Genomic DNA, 16,300 nt, shown 5'->3' with positions numbered 1-16,300 from the left:
TTCCTTTTATAGCTCTTTTTTACGGAAGAATCCGCAAATGACATTTTTTCAAAAAATTAATCGGCACAAGTTCACGAAAACTTGGAGCAATTTTAGATAGAATCACTTCCCCATCTTGTAAAATACAATCATAAAAATCATCAGTTACTTGATACTTACGCTTCTTACAATAATTGATAAAATAGTAGCGATCATTTTCTATTTCCATTCGTTGTTCTACTAAGCGCATACGAACATCATCATAGAAATAAGCCACAAATCGCCCTTCAAGTTCACGTTTTTCAATGGGATACTCTTTTGGTAACAATCTATTTTTTCGTCGTTTATACATTGCTGGATACCTTAGAAGAAGTTCATCCAAACGTCTGTCAGTATATGGCAACTGACGAATCAATGATTCCAATCGTTCTTTATACAGATAGAATAATTGGCGCAAGCAATAGTGTACTGCTTCTGGATTTTCTAATACTGTTGGATCACGCGACCAATACGCACCAACATAAATCATAATTTTTTTCATTTAGACAATCACACCAGCAATACTAATCACCGATCCACAATAGGTAGAACAAGTGGCATAGCGGCCGATTTCCTCTAATTCCAGCTCAATCTCTTCTAAAGAAAGATACGTCTGTTCTTCTGTTGGCTGGCGATTCATTTCCCAAGTAACAGTTGCCAACGAGATTTCTTCCACAAGAGGTTTTTCGTTGCTAAGTGCTGCCACACAGTTTTCGTATATCTTCATTTTATCGCAGCCTTTTTTTACCGCTAAAATCGCAGGTACCGGCAATGAAAATCGATAAAAGCGAATGAATTTTAGCGTTCCTTTTCTTCGGCTAAATTCCAACTCTTCGAGTTCTTGTTCGTACCCCTTACGAACTTCTAATAAGCGTGCAATTTCTTGCCAGTTTTCTTTTTCCTGATAACGTCCAGCCTTTACCGCTTGTTCAATATAAGGAACTCGAAAACGAAAATAAGACAAATCAACCATCTTTTCATTTAATGCTTCAATTGCAGCCTTTAAATCCAAAAGACGCAGCCATTCTGTTGTCGTATATGCATTCATGCAATTTTCCCTCCTGACGTTCCCATCCATTCTAGATAGCTTTGTTGCTCGTCATTTAGTTCAGCATTCTCAATTCCTTCTTGTACAAAGTCTCTTCCTAAAATACGATCTGCTTCTTGTAATAACTTTAATGTCGGAGCTACTTGTTTCAAAAACCAGCGTTCTGAACGATCTAATGAGAATTTTTCTGGCTTTACGGTAAAATCCAATTCTTCCATCGAACGAAACAATTTTGCCCATCGTTCATCAACAATTCGTGCATCACTTTCCAGTCGATCCCAAACAATAAGTTTTGCATTAATTAAACCAACGCCAATCTCTCCTAAACGTTTAGGGGAATGATCCAAAATAAACGCTTCTACTGCTTGTGTTGCTTTTTCATTAGCTAGGCGTAACTCATATCGATTATAAATGCCATATTTCGTTAATGCTTCTATTTCTGAAATTTTCTCACGATTCGCAATTTCAAAACGTTTTTCGTAGAAATTGAAAAACAATGGACTCTTTCGCGATCCAAAATACAAGGATAACCCTTCGCTTCGGAAATAACCATCATCTAAAAAACAACCGCCAATATTCTGAAATTTCTTAAAGTCCATTTCTAATAAACCTGCTTTTTGTTTTTCTAGTAATTCAAAGAGATCAAAATGTTCTTCTGTTTCCAATCCCCAAAGTTCATCTAACGCAATATCGAATCGACTACATTGTACTCGTTTATAACCAGCTTCCAACTTTCCTTGATTTTTCCAAATGGAATATAGCCATGTTCGCCAATCTGTTCGTTGTTCACGCATGACTTCCTCATATTCTCGGCAACCTTGACCCGAAAACTGTACAAGTACATTTTGTGTTACAGTTTGTTTTGAATGCCAGAATACCCAGATATTTCCACGAACAGAAAGACAATCAAAAAGATACAAGCCCGTCGGACGTGTTTCAAATTCTGTTAGATCCATTCGTAACACACGTTGAATCACTATTTTGTAGTCTGTCCCAAAAAAGGAGAGACGCAAATAGTCGATCATTGCTCGAAGATCTATTCCGCTTTTCATATACAATCGAAAGCGTTCCTTGATTCGTTTTTCGAAATCCTCTGGGATTTTCTTTTTTCCTTGTTCCATCTTCTTTATATAATCTACCGAGCATCCCAATAACTGTGCAAAACGTTTTTGAGAGAGTAATTTTTTCCCTCCACCTGAAGCGTGAATAGCACTCAATTTTTTTCGATAATTTCGCAATTCAATAGGTGTCATATTCTACCTCCTTTATAAAATAACAAATTTCGATTTTCTTAATCTGCTAGAAATCCCGATATAACAGGTGGTACCCCCTAATTTTTCTAAAAAGGAGTACTCCTTCTAACCTTAGCTAAAGCCTTGATATAACTGATTTAAATACACTTTTTTATTTGTGTTATGTTATTTCTGCCCCCCATATTATATATCGGGGGGCTTTACACAAAGAGGCCGTGCGCAAGCGCACGACCTCTTTGTGGGCACACATGCCAAGCATGTGCTGCCACGACTGGTCTCGGTGGCTTCGCCGACACAAGCCGCGGCAGCACATACTCGGACAATGTGTTCTCCCATAGTCCCTATGAAAGCCACCCCGATATCTAAACCAATGAATCTTCTTTTTCTTGTAATTCTTTATACTGTTCAGGAGCAAAACACTGTAAAATCGCTAAACGTAACTGTATGTTTTTCTCTTTGCATAACCGATATACCTGACGAAAACGCAATATATCCTCTTTTGTCAAAACAATCTGATTTCTCGTAACAAACAATGTCTCGCGCTCAATTCGTCGGAAAACATAAGAACCTTTTGTGTAGTATTCTACTTTGTTAATCCACTCGTATAATCTTCGAACCGCAAAATCAGGTGAAATTTCACCCGCAGCTGAAGAAACACGATACAAAACTTCACCCATACTTCACCACTTCCTTCTAAATTATAAAAGTGTATAACTTTCCTCATCTACCCCATTTGTTTTCGTATTTCCTTTTAACGATTGCGCTTGACGATCAATTTGTTCTTCGTAACTAGTAAACGCCTCTTCTTTCAGTACAGAAAAATCTTGCACAATCATTGTGTCAAATTTTTTAAATTCCTCAATAAAGTGATAGTCTTTGTAAACAAATGGCGCAAAGAATTCTACAGGCACATCAAAACCAGGAAAAGCATACCCACGACCAGGTTGATCTTTGTTATAAAACGGCTTATTCTTAAAATCCTCTCCAAAAGTCATTAAATAGCCAATGGGAGATAAACGGCCAACAGAAATACGGAACGTTAAACTATCTCGAACACCACTTGGAAAATATTCCGCATCTGGTCGCTGCATCGCTAAAATAACATACATGCCTGCTTGACGACCTTTTAATACTAATGGCTGAATTAATTTATCAACTTTGTTTCTCGTTTCCATATCCAACGAACCATAGAAAGCTGCCCATTCATCAAAAAAGATAAAATGCGGCGGTATCCCATAATAAGCATAATTTTTCCCTGGTTCATACTTAGGCTCTTTCATCGTTTTCATATAGGTATATCGCTGATTCATTTCTTGTAACGCATTTCGTAAGCAAATAATCATTTCTTCATTCGTTTTGTAAAACACATGTCCTTTGAATACATCAATATCACCTAATGCCGCTAAATCTGCCGCTTTCCCATCGCAAATATCTACTGTCCCTACATCTAAACAAGCTTTGATCAATGAATACAATAAATAGGTTTTTCCGCCACCAATCGCACCAGAAATTAATAGATTTGGCGATTGATCATATACCCAATCCAATGTTTTCATTAAATGAATACGTCCATTTTCTGCTATACATTGATCAATAGGAATCCGACCAGAATCGGAAAGAAATACATAATTGATTCGGGCTTTTTCTCGTTCTTCACGAATTAAATCACGCAAAAATACTTCGGATAATAAGCTACCCATTTTTAAAAATCGTTCGTGGAAACGGCCACCATCTAAAGGAAAAGAAACCACTAATTCTTGTTTCTTTTGATAAAAATAAACTTTTGGTAATCTCATTTTTTCCTTCGTTTGTTTCTCACCAACTTGCTTCTTTGTATAAACAAACCGATTGTCAATTAACATTCGAGCAAGTAACTGACGCCAATAAACAGAAGCAAAATATCCTTCCTTTAGTCGCGACCAACGCATCAAACCTAAAATTAATCCACTAACCAGCAACAAATACATCACAATACTGATTCCAGGAATAAGATACATTTGCCAATTCGAATACGTATTTAAACGAGGATAAAATACTTTCCAACTAAACCAACTTAATAGAATCAAAAATGGTAACAGAAAGAAACCATAATAACAAAACCATAAATAACGATTGAAATAACGAATTCGTCGACCACGATACTTAAAAAAATGAGGTTCCAATTGTCACATTCCTCCTTTCTGTTTTTACTTCTCCTGTGCTAAAAATTTTTGACAAAAAGCAACTAATACTGGAATATCACATTTAATAAAAAACCATAATCGAAAAAGATTTAATCGATTTTTATATGGGTGTGCACACATATTACATATTCGTACTACACGAATCCAAACCACTTCCTGATGGTCTTGTTTCCACTGATACGGTAATGAAAAACGAACAAGATCACGTAAAAACATACACTGCCCAATAACCGCACAAATATACTCATTTGTTTGTATAAAAATCGTTGGATTGTCTCCAAAATACTCAATCAATTGTTGGATATTTTGACAACAAACCATAATCTCTCGAAGTGTTTGATTGGTTTTGTCCAGATTCAAAATCTCCCCTTCCTTCTACCTTAAATAGAAAGAGTAGGAAGACTTCCTCCTACTCTTTAAAAAACTTATTTTTTCTCTTTTTCCTTAGAATCAGCACTTGGTTGTTTTTGATCTAAACCTTTTTCTTGTGATTGTTTCGGATTAGAATTATTTGTTGGAGCTTCTACTTTCTCTAATCCTTTCGCATAAATCACTAAATCTGAATATTCACGATTGCCATCTTGTGCTGGAATATATACCACATGATATTCTGGATCAATTAATTTCACAGGATCACGTCGTTTAAAACCAGTCAAATCTACATCTGCTGGAAATTTAACTCGTCGTGCAATCTTTGGTTCATCTGGATTTCCAAAAACTAATTGTGCTCGCTGTGATCGAATTTCTCCCGTATAATCGCCTGTTTCATTATCAAATACACGATCGGACTCTTCTAATGCGCCAAAGCGTACGGCTCCTATACAAGTTTCATCTAATGCTTCTGTAATATCATAATTATTTGGAAATTTTAATCCCATCTTACAAAACCTCCTCAATTTTTACACCAGTTAAAAAGACACCGACATCTTGATAGCCAGTTGTTCGACGCTCTGTTTGTCCCATATCATTTGTTTCACGACTATTCACTCTTTCTTTACGAAAAACAAAATAAGCTTCTTCAAATGAAATACGTACCTCTTTTTCTGGTAATCGTAATCTTTTATCCTCTTCAGCTGTGAGATAAACAAAAAAAGCAGGCTGTTCTTCTCGCGAACATTCTGCTTGTAATTGAACATATCGCCCAGACACACCATTAATTTCCTTTGGTGGATTAGGTTCCCGTGAACCCAATAAAAATACCTGACCTAAAAACTCTTTCTTCATACGCAATGCTTTTTCTGCCATATCATTTTTCCTCCTCTTAAAATTCACAATCAATTCTAAACGACTCTATATTACACAATGGAAAGTAATGTTTAACAACAAATGGCTCATCACTAGGAGACATATCTACTATTAACATCCCGTCTCGTTCATGCACAGAAATATCAGTACACTCCTCATACGTACATTCTTTTCCACTCAAAAAACAAATATTTATATTTTTCTTTTCCATATTCTTTTTTCCTCCATTATTTTCTTTTCTGTAAAAACCAAGTAATAATTCCTTTTCCATCTTCCAACACAAACTGATGATATATTTCCCTAGCAAGAATCCACACACATGCTAAAATAAAGAAAATAATAATACTACTAAAGATGCACTCATCCTTGCTGTCAAACGGAAAAAGATATATCATAATTGCCTCCCCCATAATTAAGAAACCAATTGATACAAACAAAAACTCTACCATCATACAAAAGAATATTTCTTCCAACTCTTTTACATCCTTTCTAACTTTTTATAAAAAAGGAGATTATTTTTATAAACACTTTTATTCAACAACTATTTTCAAATGAATTACACATTATCATCTCAAGTATAGTTTCAATCGTCACTATTGTTTGGTCCATTTCTAGCTTTTATTTAAAACATCGCTATACAAGAAAAAAGAAAAGCACTGAAACCCTAACAAAAGAAATGTTTATTCCATTTAAATCTTCAATTGAAAATTATCTATTTCAAAAAATTACAAGAAAAAATATTCTAGAACGAAAACAAACAATTCAACATCTAATCCAAACAGTTGAAAATAAAAATATAGACTTTTATTTGCCTTATGAACTTATTTATTTTGCCAAAGAAATACAAAAAATAATTAACACAAATAAACATTCGAAAAAAATCCTCTTCAAAGTACAAAGAATGTATTTTGAATTCTCATACTGCTACCTAGCAGAACTAAATAAAGTAAGAAAGCAATTAGGAGTAGCTAAACGTGATTTCTTCTATAGAAAAAAAGAAACTGTATTATCACATAATTATATTCTATCTCTTTTGGATCCTTAAATTCTTATTTATTACACTCAGTATTTCTTGGTGTATCCTCATGATCATTTACTACTCAACACAATAATTTATTTGCCTTTGATAAAAAATTCTTTCTAAAAACTAAACAAGCGGCTAGTTGCCTAACCGCTTGTTCGTCCTCTTTAGTCTCTGACTTTATACAAATCATAACCAATCAATCCTGCCGCAAGGACAAAGATCATACCAATCATGATCCATAATACATTGTCTTCAGAGCCTGTTTTTGGCAACATAGGTACCATTGCAGCTTGTTTCACTTCTTTTACAGGTTGTGGTTCGTTTGGTTTTACTGGTTGCGGTGGTTTTGGTGCCTCCACAAATTGAACCGTTTGATCTTTGTTTGTTAGATCGACGTTATGTTTTGCGACTTCTTCAAACGTTTCTTTTTCATCTTCTGTTTTGGCTTGGAGCCATTCCGCAAAACTCAATCCTTTTCCTGCAAGGTTGCGACCGTCAACGATGAATTCAAACAAGAATTCCATCATTTCTTTATCAGCCATAAAGACTTTTTCCGCATGTGTTCCTTCAAATGGGGTGCCGTCTGGTGTTAAGTAGCCTTGAACAATCAGTTTGTAAATTTGACCGATTGCTAACCCATTAACTTGAACCCATTCGACAACCTTTTGATTTGGTAAAGCTAAGATCTCTTTTCCACCATTTGCATTGGTAGCTTTTGTCGTAATGGTTGGACTGACGATTTTGATGGTTTGGTCTTTGTCGGTAATATCTGCGTGAGAAGCCAATAATACGCCTTCTCTAAACAGATCTTCAAAAACTACGACTTCTTTGCTTCGCAACGCATGTGCGTCTAGGATAAAGTCTAGATTGACTGTACCATCAGTTGTTTCTGCCACAAACGTTAAGGTACTTGAGACTTCTTTTCCATCTACTAGCACTGGTTTTTCCGTTACTTTGTCCATTAGAACACCGTTGACTGTGTATGTTTTTCCAACGATCAAATCGTGGTATTTCACAGCGTCTGTAATGGTGACTTTCGTTAATGGATTAACCTCTTTCAAGCCAGTGGGTTTATGTGTAGCCGTTGTACGTACACTTGGGTTCGTTACTCGTACCGTTTGACCTTTGTCGTTGATGTCTTTATGGTTTGCTAGTTCTTCGTCATTTCTAAAAAGACTTTCAAACACGACCATTTCACGACCATTTAAACCTGTCAAATCAAAGGTAAATGGTACGATCACCGTTTCATTTTCTGCTTTGGCAATAAAGCCAACAGCACTTTCTACCGGTTGACCATGAACAAGTAAGGCTTCACCAGTTGCTTTATCCATTAAGATTCCTTTGACCAAGTAAGCTTTTCCTGGAAGGATCTCATTAATTTCAACGGTATCATTTAAGGTGAACAGCCCCGTTGGGTCTGCGATCGTCAACCCGTCTTCAAATACAGCTGTGGTATGAACCGTTGGATTGTTTACCCGAACACTTTGATTGTCATCATTGATATCCACATGTACCGCAACTTCAATGCCATCACGGAAAAGTTTTTCAAAGACAACGATTGTTTGACCTTTCAGAACACTAGCATTAACCACAAATTCAAGATCTTTTGTGCCATTGGCTTTGTCTGCAATAAAGGTCAAGATACTTGTGATTTCTTTGCCTTCTTGTAAAATTGGCGCATTCGTTGCCTTGTTCATCAATACACCTGAAATAGTGTATTCTTTGCCGACAAACAGGTTGGTATAAGAAACACTATCTTTAATGACGATAGTTTCTAATGGATCAACCACTTTTTCACCATCGGCTTTATTTGACGCTTGTGTTTCTAATTTTGGTGGAATCAAATAGTTACGTACAGAAACCAATAACGTTTCCCCATCATCTGGCGCATTTTGTCTGAATGTAATAGTGAATGCTTGTTTGCCTGTATTTGGTTGGAAACTTTCTAATGGTACATTTTCGGTAAAGTAATAGTTATTGGCAACCAGACCTTTTACTAAAATCTCACCATTTTGATCGGTGGTATATTTACCAATTGCTTGACCTTTTCCGTTATATAGCGTAAACGTCACACCGGCAAGTGGTGTTTTCTTCTTGTTCCATTCTTCATACTTGAACAATTTTACACTTTTCCGTGCTTGACGGTTCGCAAAATGGATCACTTTGATCGGTTCTGTATCATTGGTAATCGAGAACACTAATGGGTTTTGATTCAAAACGTAATTTACGGGTGCTTTGATTTCTTCCAAACGATAGCGCTCTTTTCCATAAGTAAGTGTACCGTTAGTTAGGAAAAAGCCTTTTTCATTGGTTTTAAAGATATCCGTTGTTTCTGTATCATTTGGAATCTCCATTGTGACATAACGATTGGCTAAAGTATCAAAAATCTTGAATTCTGTATTGGCAAGTGGAATCACTTTTCCTGTTTCTTGATCCACTTTCACCACTTTAAGACGTTGTTCAATTACTTTATCTTCTAAAACATAATGGAAAGTTTGCCCATTTTCAGAAATTGTGACTTCAAGTGGTTCAAATAGTTTATACCCTTCTTTTCCTTTGGTTTCAGAAAGAATGTAGGTATCAAAGACAACAGTATTTTTACCAAAAGTAGCGTAACCATCATTGTCTGTCACAACGGTTTTCACCACTTTGCCAGTTGTTTTTGACGTCAAAGAGATTTCAATGCCAGCTAATTTTGGTTTGTTATCTGGATTGGTTGAATCGACTAAATCTTTATTAGCAATTTTCACTAAATCAATGGTTCCTTTGATCACTTGATCTTTTGCGGTCGCATTGACAGTTTTTCCTGGTTCAACAACAATTTCAATTGTTTCATCAGAAAGTGCATAGCCTTTCGGCGCTTTGATTTCTTTTAAAACATATTTGCCAGGATCAAGATCTTTAATTTCTGCCTGTACTTTGCCGTTCATATTTTTCAAGGTAATTTCTTTGATCTTTTTCCCATCTGCTTGATACAAGCCATACACCGCATTTTCTAAAGAAGCTGCGCCTTGTGCTTTCACACCGGTTTCTGCATCTTCTTTAAAGACACGAATGTTTCCCTGTTTCAAAATAGTCAAATTGACAACAGAGTCACCAGGTTCAAAAGGATTCAATATACCAATTGTTTGGGCACCTGGACGACGATACGCTAATGGCGTACCCAATACTTCAATCTGATTGAAATGAATTTTTGCCTTTTCTGGTGCTTCTTTTGTGACTGTGATCCATGCTTCATTCCCATGAATAGATACATTGATCCCTTTTGGCTTTTGAATGCCTTTTACACGTTGTAGAAAGTCATTGCCACTTTTTACTTTTAACGTTTCGCCAATTTTTATCGTATGTGTTTGATTATGAAAAGTAGCTCTTACATCAAAATTATTAAGCAGACGTTGAATTTCTGCTTTTCGACGATCATAATCAACACGGATATTTTTGATTGGGATTTTTGTGCCCAAAGCTTCCCAAATCATAAATTGTGCCGCAATGTATTGTTCATCGGATTTGTCTTTATTTGTGACATATCCTAAATAAGAGATCAAGCTTGTTTTTTTCCGTACATTTGAATTTTTCAAATAGTTTTCCAAAGCAGTAGCTGTATAAACTTGACCTTCTGCGGCTGAGACACCAGGCTCAATACAAAACGCCACTTGTCCATTAATCTCAAAACGAACCATATAATTTAAAGTGAAGTTTGGATTGTTCGGACTAGAAGTAACACCAATATTTTCGCCCCAATCAATTTTCCGACCACCTAAAACAGCTGTATTGGTTGCACGGCGAACACGAACCGAACGATTGGTTGGTACTGTTACTAACAGTGTAGGTGTACCTGTTTTTGGAATGTCCTGCTCTTTTTTCTTTTGATCTTCAATACTAGCCGTAGATTCTTTGTTTAGTTTCGTTGGTTGATTTTGACTAGCTGCGGTTGAAGAGATTGTTTTTTCAACGTTTTCCTCATTTTTTCCTTCTTTGTCAGCAGTAGCCGCTGGTTGTTCCACTGTTTCTTCTATTCGTTGCTTTTCTTCCGCTTGTTTCTCAGAAGACTCTGGCTTCACAGAAGGCGTTGCTTCGGCAGCTTTTTCTCCTTCTGGAGTGGACGTTTCTGAAGCAGGGGTTGTAATTGAGGCAGTTTCTTCAACTGGTTGTGAAGTAACAGGACTATTCCCTGGGTGTTGTGTTTCCCCAATCGTCTGATCGAGAGTCGTTTTGGAATTAACCGTTGGCGCTTCTGTCACAGGGGCCTGTTCAACAGTGGCTTCACCAGCTGGGACCCCGGCTTCTGCTGGTTGGACTTCTGTCACTTCAGAAGCGACTTGGGCAATGGCTTCCACCGTAGGTTGTGTAGCCGTCGTTTCTTCTGCATGTGCTTGAGCAGTTCCCACCAAGAAACAGAATTGAGATAAGGCCACCAATGCGAGTGCTTTCAACCAATTCATTTTCGTTTTTGCATACACAAGAATTCCTCCTTTTCCTGAGAATTTTATATAATAAAACAAAACACCGTTACCAAAAGTGATAACGACGTGAACTGTCTCTTCTATTTTTATCTGGCGCTCTTATCTGAACACATTTCATCAATGATTTTACCCTCCCACTATAATTACAGAACAAAAAAAGAACCTGCTTCGTGGAAATCAACTGTCCATTTCCCAATTGGAATACCAGCTTTATTGGCAACTTCACCATCACCAAATATCATGCCATACCAATTACTACCTTCATCCTTAATTTCTTTCCAACCATATGACATAGCTTCATCTAACGAATCAAAAATCATGCCACTGTTGCCAATTGTTGCAGGATCTGGCTTAAGATCTTCTGGAATAGAAATATCAATCACACCATAATGATCCGATTCCCCAGTATTATTGTCATTACTAGCTACTGGTTTGGTTGTTCTACTGACTTATTTTGATACAACAAGTACGCTTATTCTTCTTTTACTTCTCCGTTTTCAATTTCCCATTCAAACCACTCCGCAAAGTCTTGCTTAAAACCATCTACTCGATACCTATTTTGTAAATAGGCATCTTCTGACGTCGTAGGATCTAAATAGGTAGGTTTATTCTCTGGACGAGCATAGACACCTACCCATGTTTCGTAATCTCCTTCAAAATAACTATCTACCAAATAGCCTTTTTTTCTAAGAATCTCCCGAACTTGATTTTTAATTATTGATACTTGTTCAAAACCATCACTCATTCTATCACCTCAAATAACTCTAGATTCTCATAAATATTCCCGACAATTTCAATCCTATCAATGATCTCTAACAAATCGCTACTTATGCTTCCCCATTCGTATAAGAATTTCCCTTCCGCAAAATAAATTTTCCATAAACTTCTTCATGATCGTCCCAACCAATATCACTCTCGACAAATTCCACGTTGTTCTTATCTTTTAGCTCAGTAAATGCCATAAGTTCAACATGTTTTCCAACCTCGAAACAATCACACCACCCATCAACCGTTACACGTGTGCCTTCAATACCTAAGAAACTTTGTCCTCGTGTATTAAACACTAAAACTTTCCGCATTTTTTGCTCATTAATTAATCACGCGCGAAATCTAGGAATCACAACTTGTTCGCTTCTTCTTTATAAAATAAAAAAACTCCAATAATCGGAAATTACTATCTTTTCCTCATTCCTTTTTTAAATCTTCATACTTCTTCTTATCTTTGTCCTAACCTAATAACACAAATTTTGAAGAAAAACTCAGTAAAACCTGATTCTTTTTTTATCTTCACAACAACCAACTTTTTCTTCAGATCCTTTTACTAGAACTTGTATACAAAAATTGTTGAATGCTGATACAATTTGCGGTTACTTGAAAAAACGATAGATGTAAAAAGATAAATAGAATCATTTTTTTATTCTATATCAGTCTATGATTCATTGCTTATCAATCACCCAACCCATTCGATGCCGTTTTTTTAAGAGAAATTTAAAAAAGACCGTACGAATCTCGCATTGTCCGATTACTTTTCTAGAAAAGATCCCCAATTCTGTATAAATAACCCTATCTTCTTGTTGGTTTCATTTTCTCATATAAGAATTCAGTCAATCTACCCACTATGACCATTACTACGTCCAACACAACCGACATATTAACCACGTAAGTATTCCCTCACAGATCTCCGAATTTCCATGGTATGGATTCCCATCCTGACGCTGCAGAGGACAACATATTTCATGTGGCTCTGTACCCTTTTGATTTGGAAAGACTACAAATCAATACTCATCTATAACTTATCAAGCGAACTTTCGCTAGGCTTCTAGTGATTACTAAATTGTTGGATAACATACCTAGCCCATTTTATCTAGCTGGTATTCATAACAGTTATTTCTTGTATTACTTCTTCCGCTTGTGTTGCCATTGAGCTTGTCAAAAAGTTACTTAGAAAAAAGCTGCCAGTAAAGCAACTTTCAACAAACCCTTTTTGTTTCTTATCATATCAAGAAACCTCCTTTTATAAATTTTTCTATAATAAAAAAACGTCGATAACTTAATAAGTATCGACGTAAACTATTTTTATATCCCGTAAATCAAAAATTCTAAAGAAAGATTTCCTATATAAGCATATTGGATAATTCGATTAGTATTGGGTATATCTCTACCATTCTCATACCTATCTATGGACCATTTTGAAATTGAAGGAGAAAAAAGCTTTCCAAACTCCTCCCTTTCTAGATAATAATCTTTCCTAATTTTCCTCATCCTTAATCCCATACTAAAAGAATTTATCTTGTTAAAATCGCTAACTCTTTCATCTTTTGGAAGTATATTCTTATAATCTTCTCCGTACATAAGGTAAGGAACAGTGACCTTACCAAGATAGGCAATATTCATTAGTTTTTCAATATCTGGAATATTAATACCTTTTTCCCATCTACTTATAACATTTTTGCCTGTATAGATGGTAAAGTTTTTACCAAATTTTTCAAGCGTCTCTTCCCGGTTCTTTCGGACTTCTCGTATTCTTTTTCCCATAACAATTTTATCGTCTTTTGATAAACTAAATATCTCACTATCACGATTACTCTCCTTCGAAATTTCTTTTTCATTACTTAATAGAAAAATATCGATTTTTTTTTGCATTTCTTTTGACGGATTTCTCTTTCTATTTAACACATAACTGAGTAATACTTCACTAATTCCTATATTATCAGCTAACTCTTTGTTAAGTAACTTATTCATATCTCTGTATGCAATTAGTTGACCGATGAGAATCTCAATCTTATCTTCCTCATCTTTTATTAGAGTTTCTATATTCAAAATCTTGCTTAGAGTATTATCTACGTCTTTAGGGATTTTTCTTGACCCTTTTTCATATTTAACTAAAGTACTTTGTGAAATACCTGCTAAATCAGCTAACTTTTTTTGAGATAGTTTTTTCTCTTTTCTTAGAGATTTAAGAACCCTTCCACTTGAATTATCAACCATGAAAAAAGCACCTCCTATGAGATGCTTTCATCATATACTGACAGCTAAAAATCTTCAAGAAAAAATATTCCAATTTTGTTAATTTTAGTATCGCCGTGATAACCAAATGACAGTTTAAAATCTTTTATACAGATAATCCTCAGTGTTGCATCTACTCAAAAAGGTTGATTTAATAGGTTTTTCGATTGATTATAAGTTATTTCACACTATCTTGCTCATCCATTTTCAGAACCGCCATAAAGGCTTCTTGAGGAACTTCCACGGACCCAATTTGTTTCATCCGTTTCTTCCCTTCTTTTTGTTTCTCTAACAATTTACGTTTACGAGAAACATCGCCACCATAGCATTTAGCCAGTACGTTTTTGCGTAAGGCTTTAATATCTGAACGAGCCACAATTTTTTGACCAATCGCCGCTTGAACTGGGACTTCAAACTGTTGACGTGGAATTAGTTTTTTCAATTTCTCAACAATCGCTTTCCCACGCTCAAATGCGAAATCTCGGTGAACAATAAAGCTTAACGCATCCACTTTTTCAGCATTTAATAGAATATCCATTTTTACTAGACGGCTGGTACGATAGCCAGCCATTTCGTAATCTAAGGATGCATAGCCTTTTGTACTTGATTTCAATTTATCGAAAAAGTCAAACACGATTTCAGATAACGGAATTTCATAAACTACGTTTACACGATAATCGTCTAAGTAATCCATTGTAATGAATTCGCCACGTTTACGTTGTGATAATTCCATTACTGCTCCTACATAATCGTTTGGCACCATGATTTGCGCTTTAACATAAGGTTCTTCCACAGATTCAATCGTTACTGGTTCTGGAAATTCAGCTGGGTTGTCAACAACAACGGTTGTTCCGTCAGTTTTATTAACGTGATAGATTACGGACGGTGCTGTTGTAATTAACTCTAAATTAAATTCTCGTTCCAAACGTTCCTGAACAACATCCATGTGCAGCAAACCTAAGAAACCACAACGGAAACCAAACCCTAAAGCTTGCGATGTTTCCGGTTCAAATTGTAACGCCGCATCATTTAATTGTAATTTTTCTAATGCTTCCCGTAAATCGTTGTAGCGCGACGTATCAATTGGATATAAGCCACAATAAACCATTGGATTCATTTTGCGATAGCCTGGTAGTGCTTCTGCTGCTGGATTGTCGGCCAAAGTCACTGTATCCCCGACCCGTGTATCTTGAACCGTTTTAATGCTAGCGGTGATATAGCCCACATCACCAACCATTAAATAATCACGAGCGATTGGTTTCGGTGAAAAAACGCCGACTTCTGTTACATCAAACGTTTTACCGTTACTCATCATTTGGATTTTATCCCCAGGACGAACGACACCGTCAATTACACGGATGTTTAAAACGACCCCCCGATAACTATCGTAAATAGAGTCAAAAATCAAAGCCTTTAAAGGAGCCTCAATATCGCCTGATGGAGCTGGTACATACTCCACCACTTGTTCTAAAATATCTTCAATCCCAATCCCTGCTTTTGCACTTGCTAAAACAGCTTCCGATGCATCAATTCCAATTACGTCTTCAATCTCTGTCCGAACACGCTCTGGATCAGCGGCGGGTAAATCAATTTTATTAATAACAGGTAAAATTTCTAAGTCATTATCCAATGCCAAATAGACATTTGCTAGCGTTTGCGCTTCAATTCCTTGCGCCGCATCAACAACTAGAACAGCCCCTTCACAAGCTGCCAAGCTACGAGAAACTTCGTAGGTGAAATCGACGTGCCCTGGTGTGTCAATCAAATGGAAAGTATAGGTTTCACCATCTTTGGCTGTATAGTTTAATTCAATTGCGTTTAATTTGATGGTAATGCCGCGTTCTCTCTCTAAATCCATTGAATCAAGTAATTGATCTTGCATTTCTCGACTGCTAACTGTATTTGTTTTTTCCAAAATCCGGTCGGCTAAAGTTGACTTCCCATGGTCAATGTGGGCAATGATCGAGAAATTACGAATTTTCTCTTGTCTTGCTTTCATTTCTTTATTGTTCATTTTTTGCCTCATTTCTTTTAAGAAAAGCTAGCTCCCTGCTAGCTTC

At 36.2% G+C, this 16,300-nt stretch carries 14 protein-coding genes and 1 pseudogene; all 15 read right to left on the bottom strand.

Annotated elements, in window-relative coordinates; all coding sequences use genetic code 11:
• Nucleotides 1-19 precede the first annotated feature (19 nt).
• The 15 genes and pseudogenes from KQI94_RS05065 to lepA all read right to left on the bottom strand — a co-directional run bounded on the left by KQI94_RS05065 (nucleotide 20) and on the right by lepA (nucleotide 16,254).
• Nucleotides 20-520 (bottom strand): hypothetical protein, encoded by a 501-nt coding sequence (locus KQI94_RS05065; RefSeq protein ID WP_002353560.1) that lies wholly within the window; start codon nucleotides 518-520, stop codon nucleotides 20-22.
• Nucleotides 521-1,066 (bottom strand): hypothetical protein, encoded by a 546-nt coding sequence (locus KQI94_RS05060; protein ID WP_002353561.1) that lies wholly within the window; start codon nucleotides 1,064-1,066, stop codon nucleotides 521-523. It abuts the gene before it with no gap.
• Nucleotides 1,063-2,319, bottom strand: a complete 1,257-nt coding sequence (locus tag KQI94_RS05055) for a replication initiation factor domain-containing protein (RefSeq protein ID WP_002353562.1) — start codon at nucleotides 2,317-2,319, stop codon at nucleotides 1,063-1,065. The genes KQI94_RS05060 and KQI94_RS05055 overlap by 4 nt, the downstream gene beginning before the upstream one ends.
• Nucleotides 2,320-2,681: 362 nt before the next feature.
• Nucleotides 2,682-2,996, bottom strand: a complete 315-nt coding sequence (locus KQI94_RS05050; RefSeq protein ID WP_002353563.1) for a hypothetical protein — start codon at nucleotides 2,994-2,996, stop codon at nucleotides 2,682-2,684.
• Between the two features lie 21 nt (nucleotides 2,997-3,017).
• Complete coding sequence (locus KQI94_RS05045; protein WP_033655469.1) at nucleotides 3,018-4,481, bottom strand: cell division protein FtsK; 1,464 nt, start codon at nucleotides 4,479-4,481, stop codon at nucleotides 3,018-3,020.
• Nucleotides 4,482-4,505: 24 nt separating this feature from the next.
• Nucleotides 4,506-4,862, bottom strand: a complete 357-nt coding sequence (locus tag KQI94_RS05040; protein WP_033655470.1) for a hypothetical protein — start codon at nucleotides 4,860-4,862, stop codon at nucleotides 4,506-4,508.
• A 65-nt stretch (nucleotides 4,863-4,927) separates the two neighbouring features.
• On the bottom strand, nucleotides 4,928-5,380 hold the full coding sequence (locus KQI94_RS05035) for a hypothetical protein (protein WP_002353566.1): 453 nt from the start codon (nucleotides 5,378-5,380) through the stop codon (nucleotides 4,928-4,930).
• Nucleotide 5,381: 1 nt separating this feature from the next.
• Nucleotides 5,382-5,747: a hypothetical protein gene (locus KQI94_RS05030; RefSeq protein ID WP_002349686.1), complete on the bottom strand. Its 366-nt coding sequence runs from the start codon at nucleotides 5,745-5,747 to the stop codon at nucleotides 5,382-5,384.
• 16 nt (nucleotides 5,748-5,763) lie between these two features.
• Nucleotides 5,764-6,018, bottom strand: a complete 255-nt coding sequence (locus tag KQI94_RS05025) for a hypothetical protein (RefSeq protein WP_002353568.1) — start codon at nucleotides 6,016-6,018, stop codon at nucleotides 5,764-5,766.
• Nucleotides 6,019-6,935: 917 nt separating this feature from the next.
• Complete coding sequence (locus KQI94_RS05020; RefSeq protein WP_049055360.1) at nucleotides 6,936-11,231, bottom strand: VaFE repeat-containing surface-anchored protein; 4,296 nt, start codon at nucleotides 11,229-11,231, stop codon at nucleotides 6,936-6,938.
• 146 nt (nucleotides 11,232-11,377) lie between these two features.
• Complete coding sequence (locus KQI94_RS05015; RefSeq protein ID WP_002353572.1) at nucleotides 11,378-11,617, bottom strand: hypothetical protein; 240 nt, start codon at nucleotides 11,615-11,617, stop codon at nucleotides 11,378-11,380.
• A gap of 89 nt (nucleotides 11,618-11,706) precedes the next feature.
• A pseudogene (locus tag KQI94_RS05010) lies at nucleotides 11,707-11,949 on the bottom strand (hypothetical protein); the annotation flags it as partial.
• 112 nt (nucleotides 11,950-12,061) lie between these two features.
• Complete coding sequence (locus KQI94_RS05005; protein ID WP_002353573.1) at nucleotides 12,062-12,313, bottom strand: hypothetical protein; 252 nt, start codon at nucleotides 12,311-12,313, stop codon at nucleotides 12,062-12,064.
• A 997-nt stretch (nucleotides 12,314-13,310) separates the two neighbouring features.
• Complete coding sequence (locus KQI94_RS05000) at nucleotides 13,311-14,222, bottom strand: helix-turn-helix domain-containing protein (protein WP_002353574.1); 912 nt, start codon at nucleotides 14,220-14,222, stop codon at nucleotides 13,311-13,313.
• A gap of 196 nt (nucleotides 14,223-14,418) precedes the next feature.
• Nucleotides 14,419-16,254 carry a translation elongation factor 4 gene (gene lepA, locus KQI94_RS04995; RefSeq protein WP_010818018.1) on the bottom strand — a complete coding sequence of 612 codons (1,836 nt, stop codon included), beginning with the start codon at nucleotides 16,252-16,254 and terminating at the stop codon, nucleotides 14,419-14,421.
• Between the last annotated feature and the right edge of the window lie 46 nt (nucleotides 16,255-16,300).

Source organism: Enterococcus sp. S183_ASV_20 (assembly GCF_018919685.1).
Taxonomy (GTDB): domain Bacteria; phylum Bacillota; class Bacilli; order Lactobacillales; family Enterococcaceae; genus Enterococcus; species Enterococcus faecalis.
The sequence above is the reverse complement of the archived record's forward strand: the minus strand, read 5'-3'. Positions and strand labels throughout refer to the sequence as shown.

Excerpts from the sequence above, each read along its gene's own strand:
- KQI94_RS05060 (WP_002353561.1), bottom strand. The coding sequence starts at position 1,066 with ATGAATGCATATACGACAACAGAATGGCTGCGTCTTTTGGATTTAAAG.
- KQI94_RS05055 (WP_002353562.1), bottom strand. The coding sequence starts at position 2,319 with ATGACACCTATTGAATTGCGAAATTATCGAAAAAAATTGAGTGCTATT.
- KQI94_RS05050 (WP_002353563.1), bottom strand. The coding sequence starts at position 2,996 with ATGGGTGAAGTTTTGTATCGTGTTTCTTCAGCTGCGGGTGAAATTTCA.
- KQI94_RS05025 (WP_002353568.1), bottom strand. The coding sequence starts at position 6,018 with ATGGAAAAGGAATTATTACTTGGTTTTTACAGAAAAGAAAATAATGGA.
- KQI94_RS05035 (WP_002353566.1), bottom strand. The coding sequence starts at position 5,380 with ATGGGATTAAAATTTCCAAATAATTATGATATTACAGAAGCATTAGAT.
- KQI94_RS05005 (WP_002353573.1), bottom strand. The coding sequence starts at position 12,313 with ATGCGGAAAGTTTTAGTGTTTAATACACGAGGACAAAGTTTCTTAGGT.
- KQI94_RS05065 (WP_002353560.1), bottom strand. The coding sequence starts at position 520 with ATGAAAAAAATTATGATTTATGTTGGTGCGTATTGGTCGCGTGATCCA.
- KQI94_RS05030 (WP_002349686.1), bottom strand. The coding sequence starts at position 5,747 with ATGGCAGAAAAAGCATTGCGTATGAAGAAAGAGTTTTTAGGTCAGGTA.
- KQI94_RS05000 (WP_002353574.1), bottom strand. The coding sequence starts at position 14,222 with ATGGTTGATAATTCAAGTGGAAGGGTTCTTAAATCTCTAAGAAAAGAG.
- lepA (WP_010818018.1), bottom strand. The coding sequence starts at position 16,254 with ATGAACAATAAAGAAATGAAAGCAAGACAAGAGAAAATTCGTAATTTC.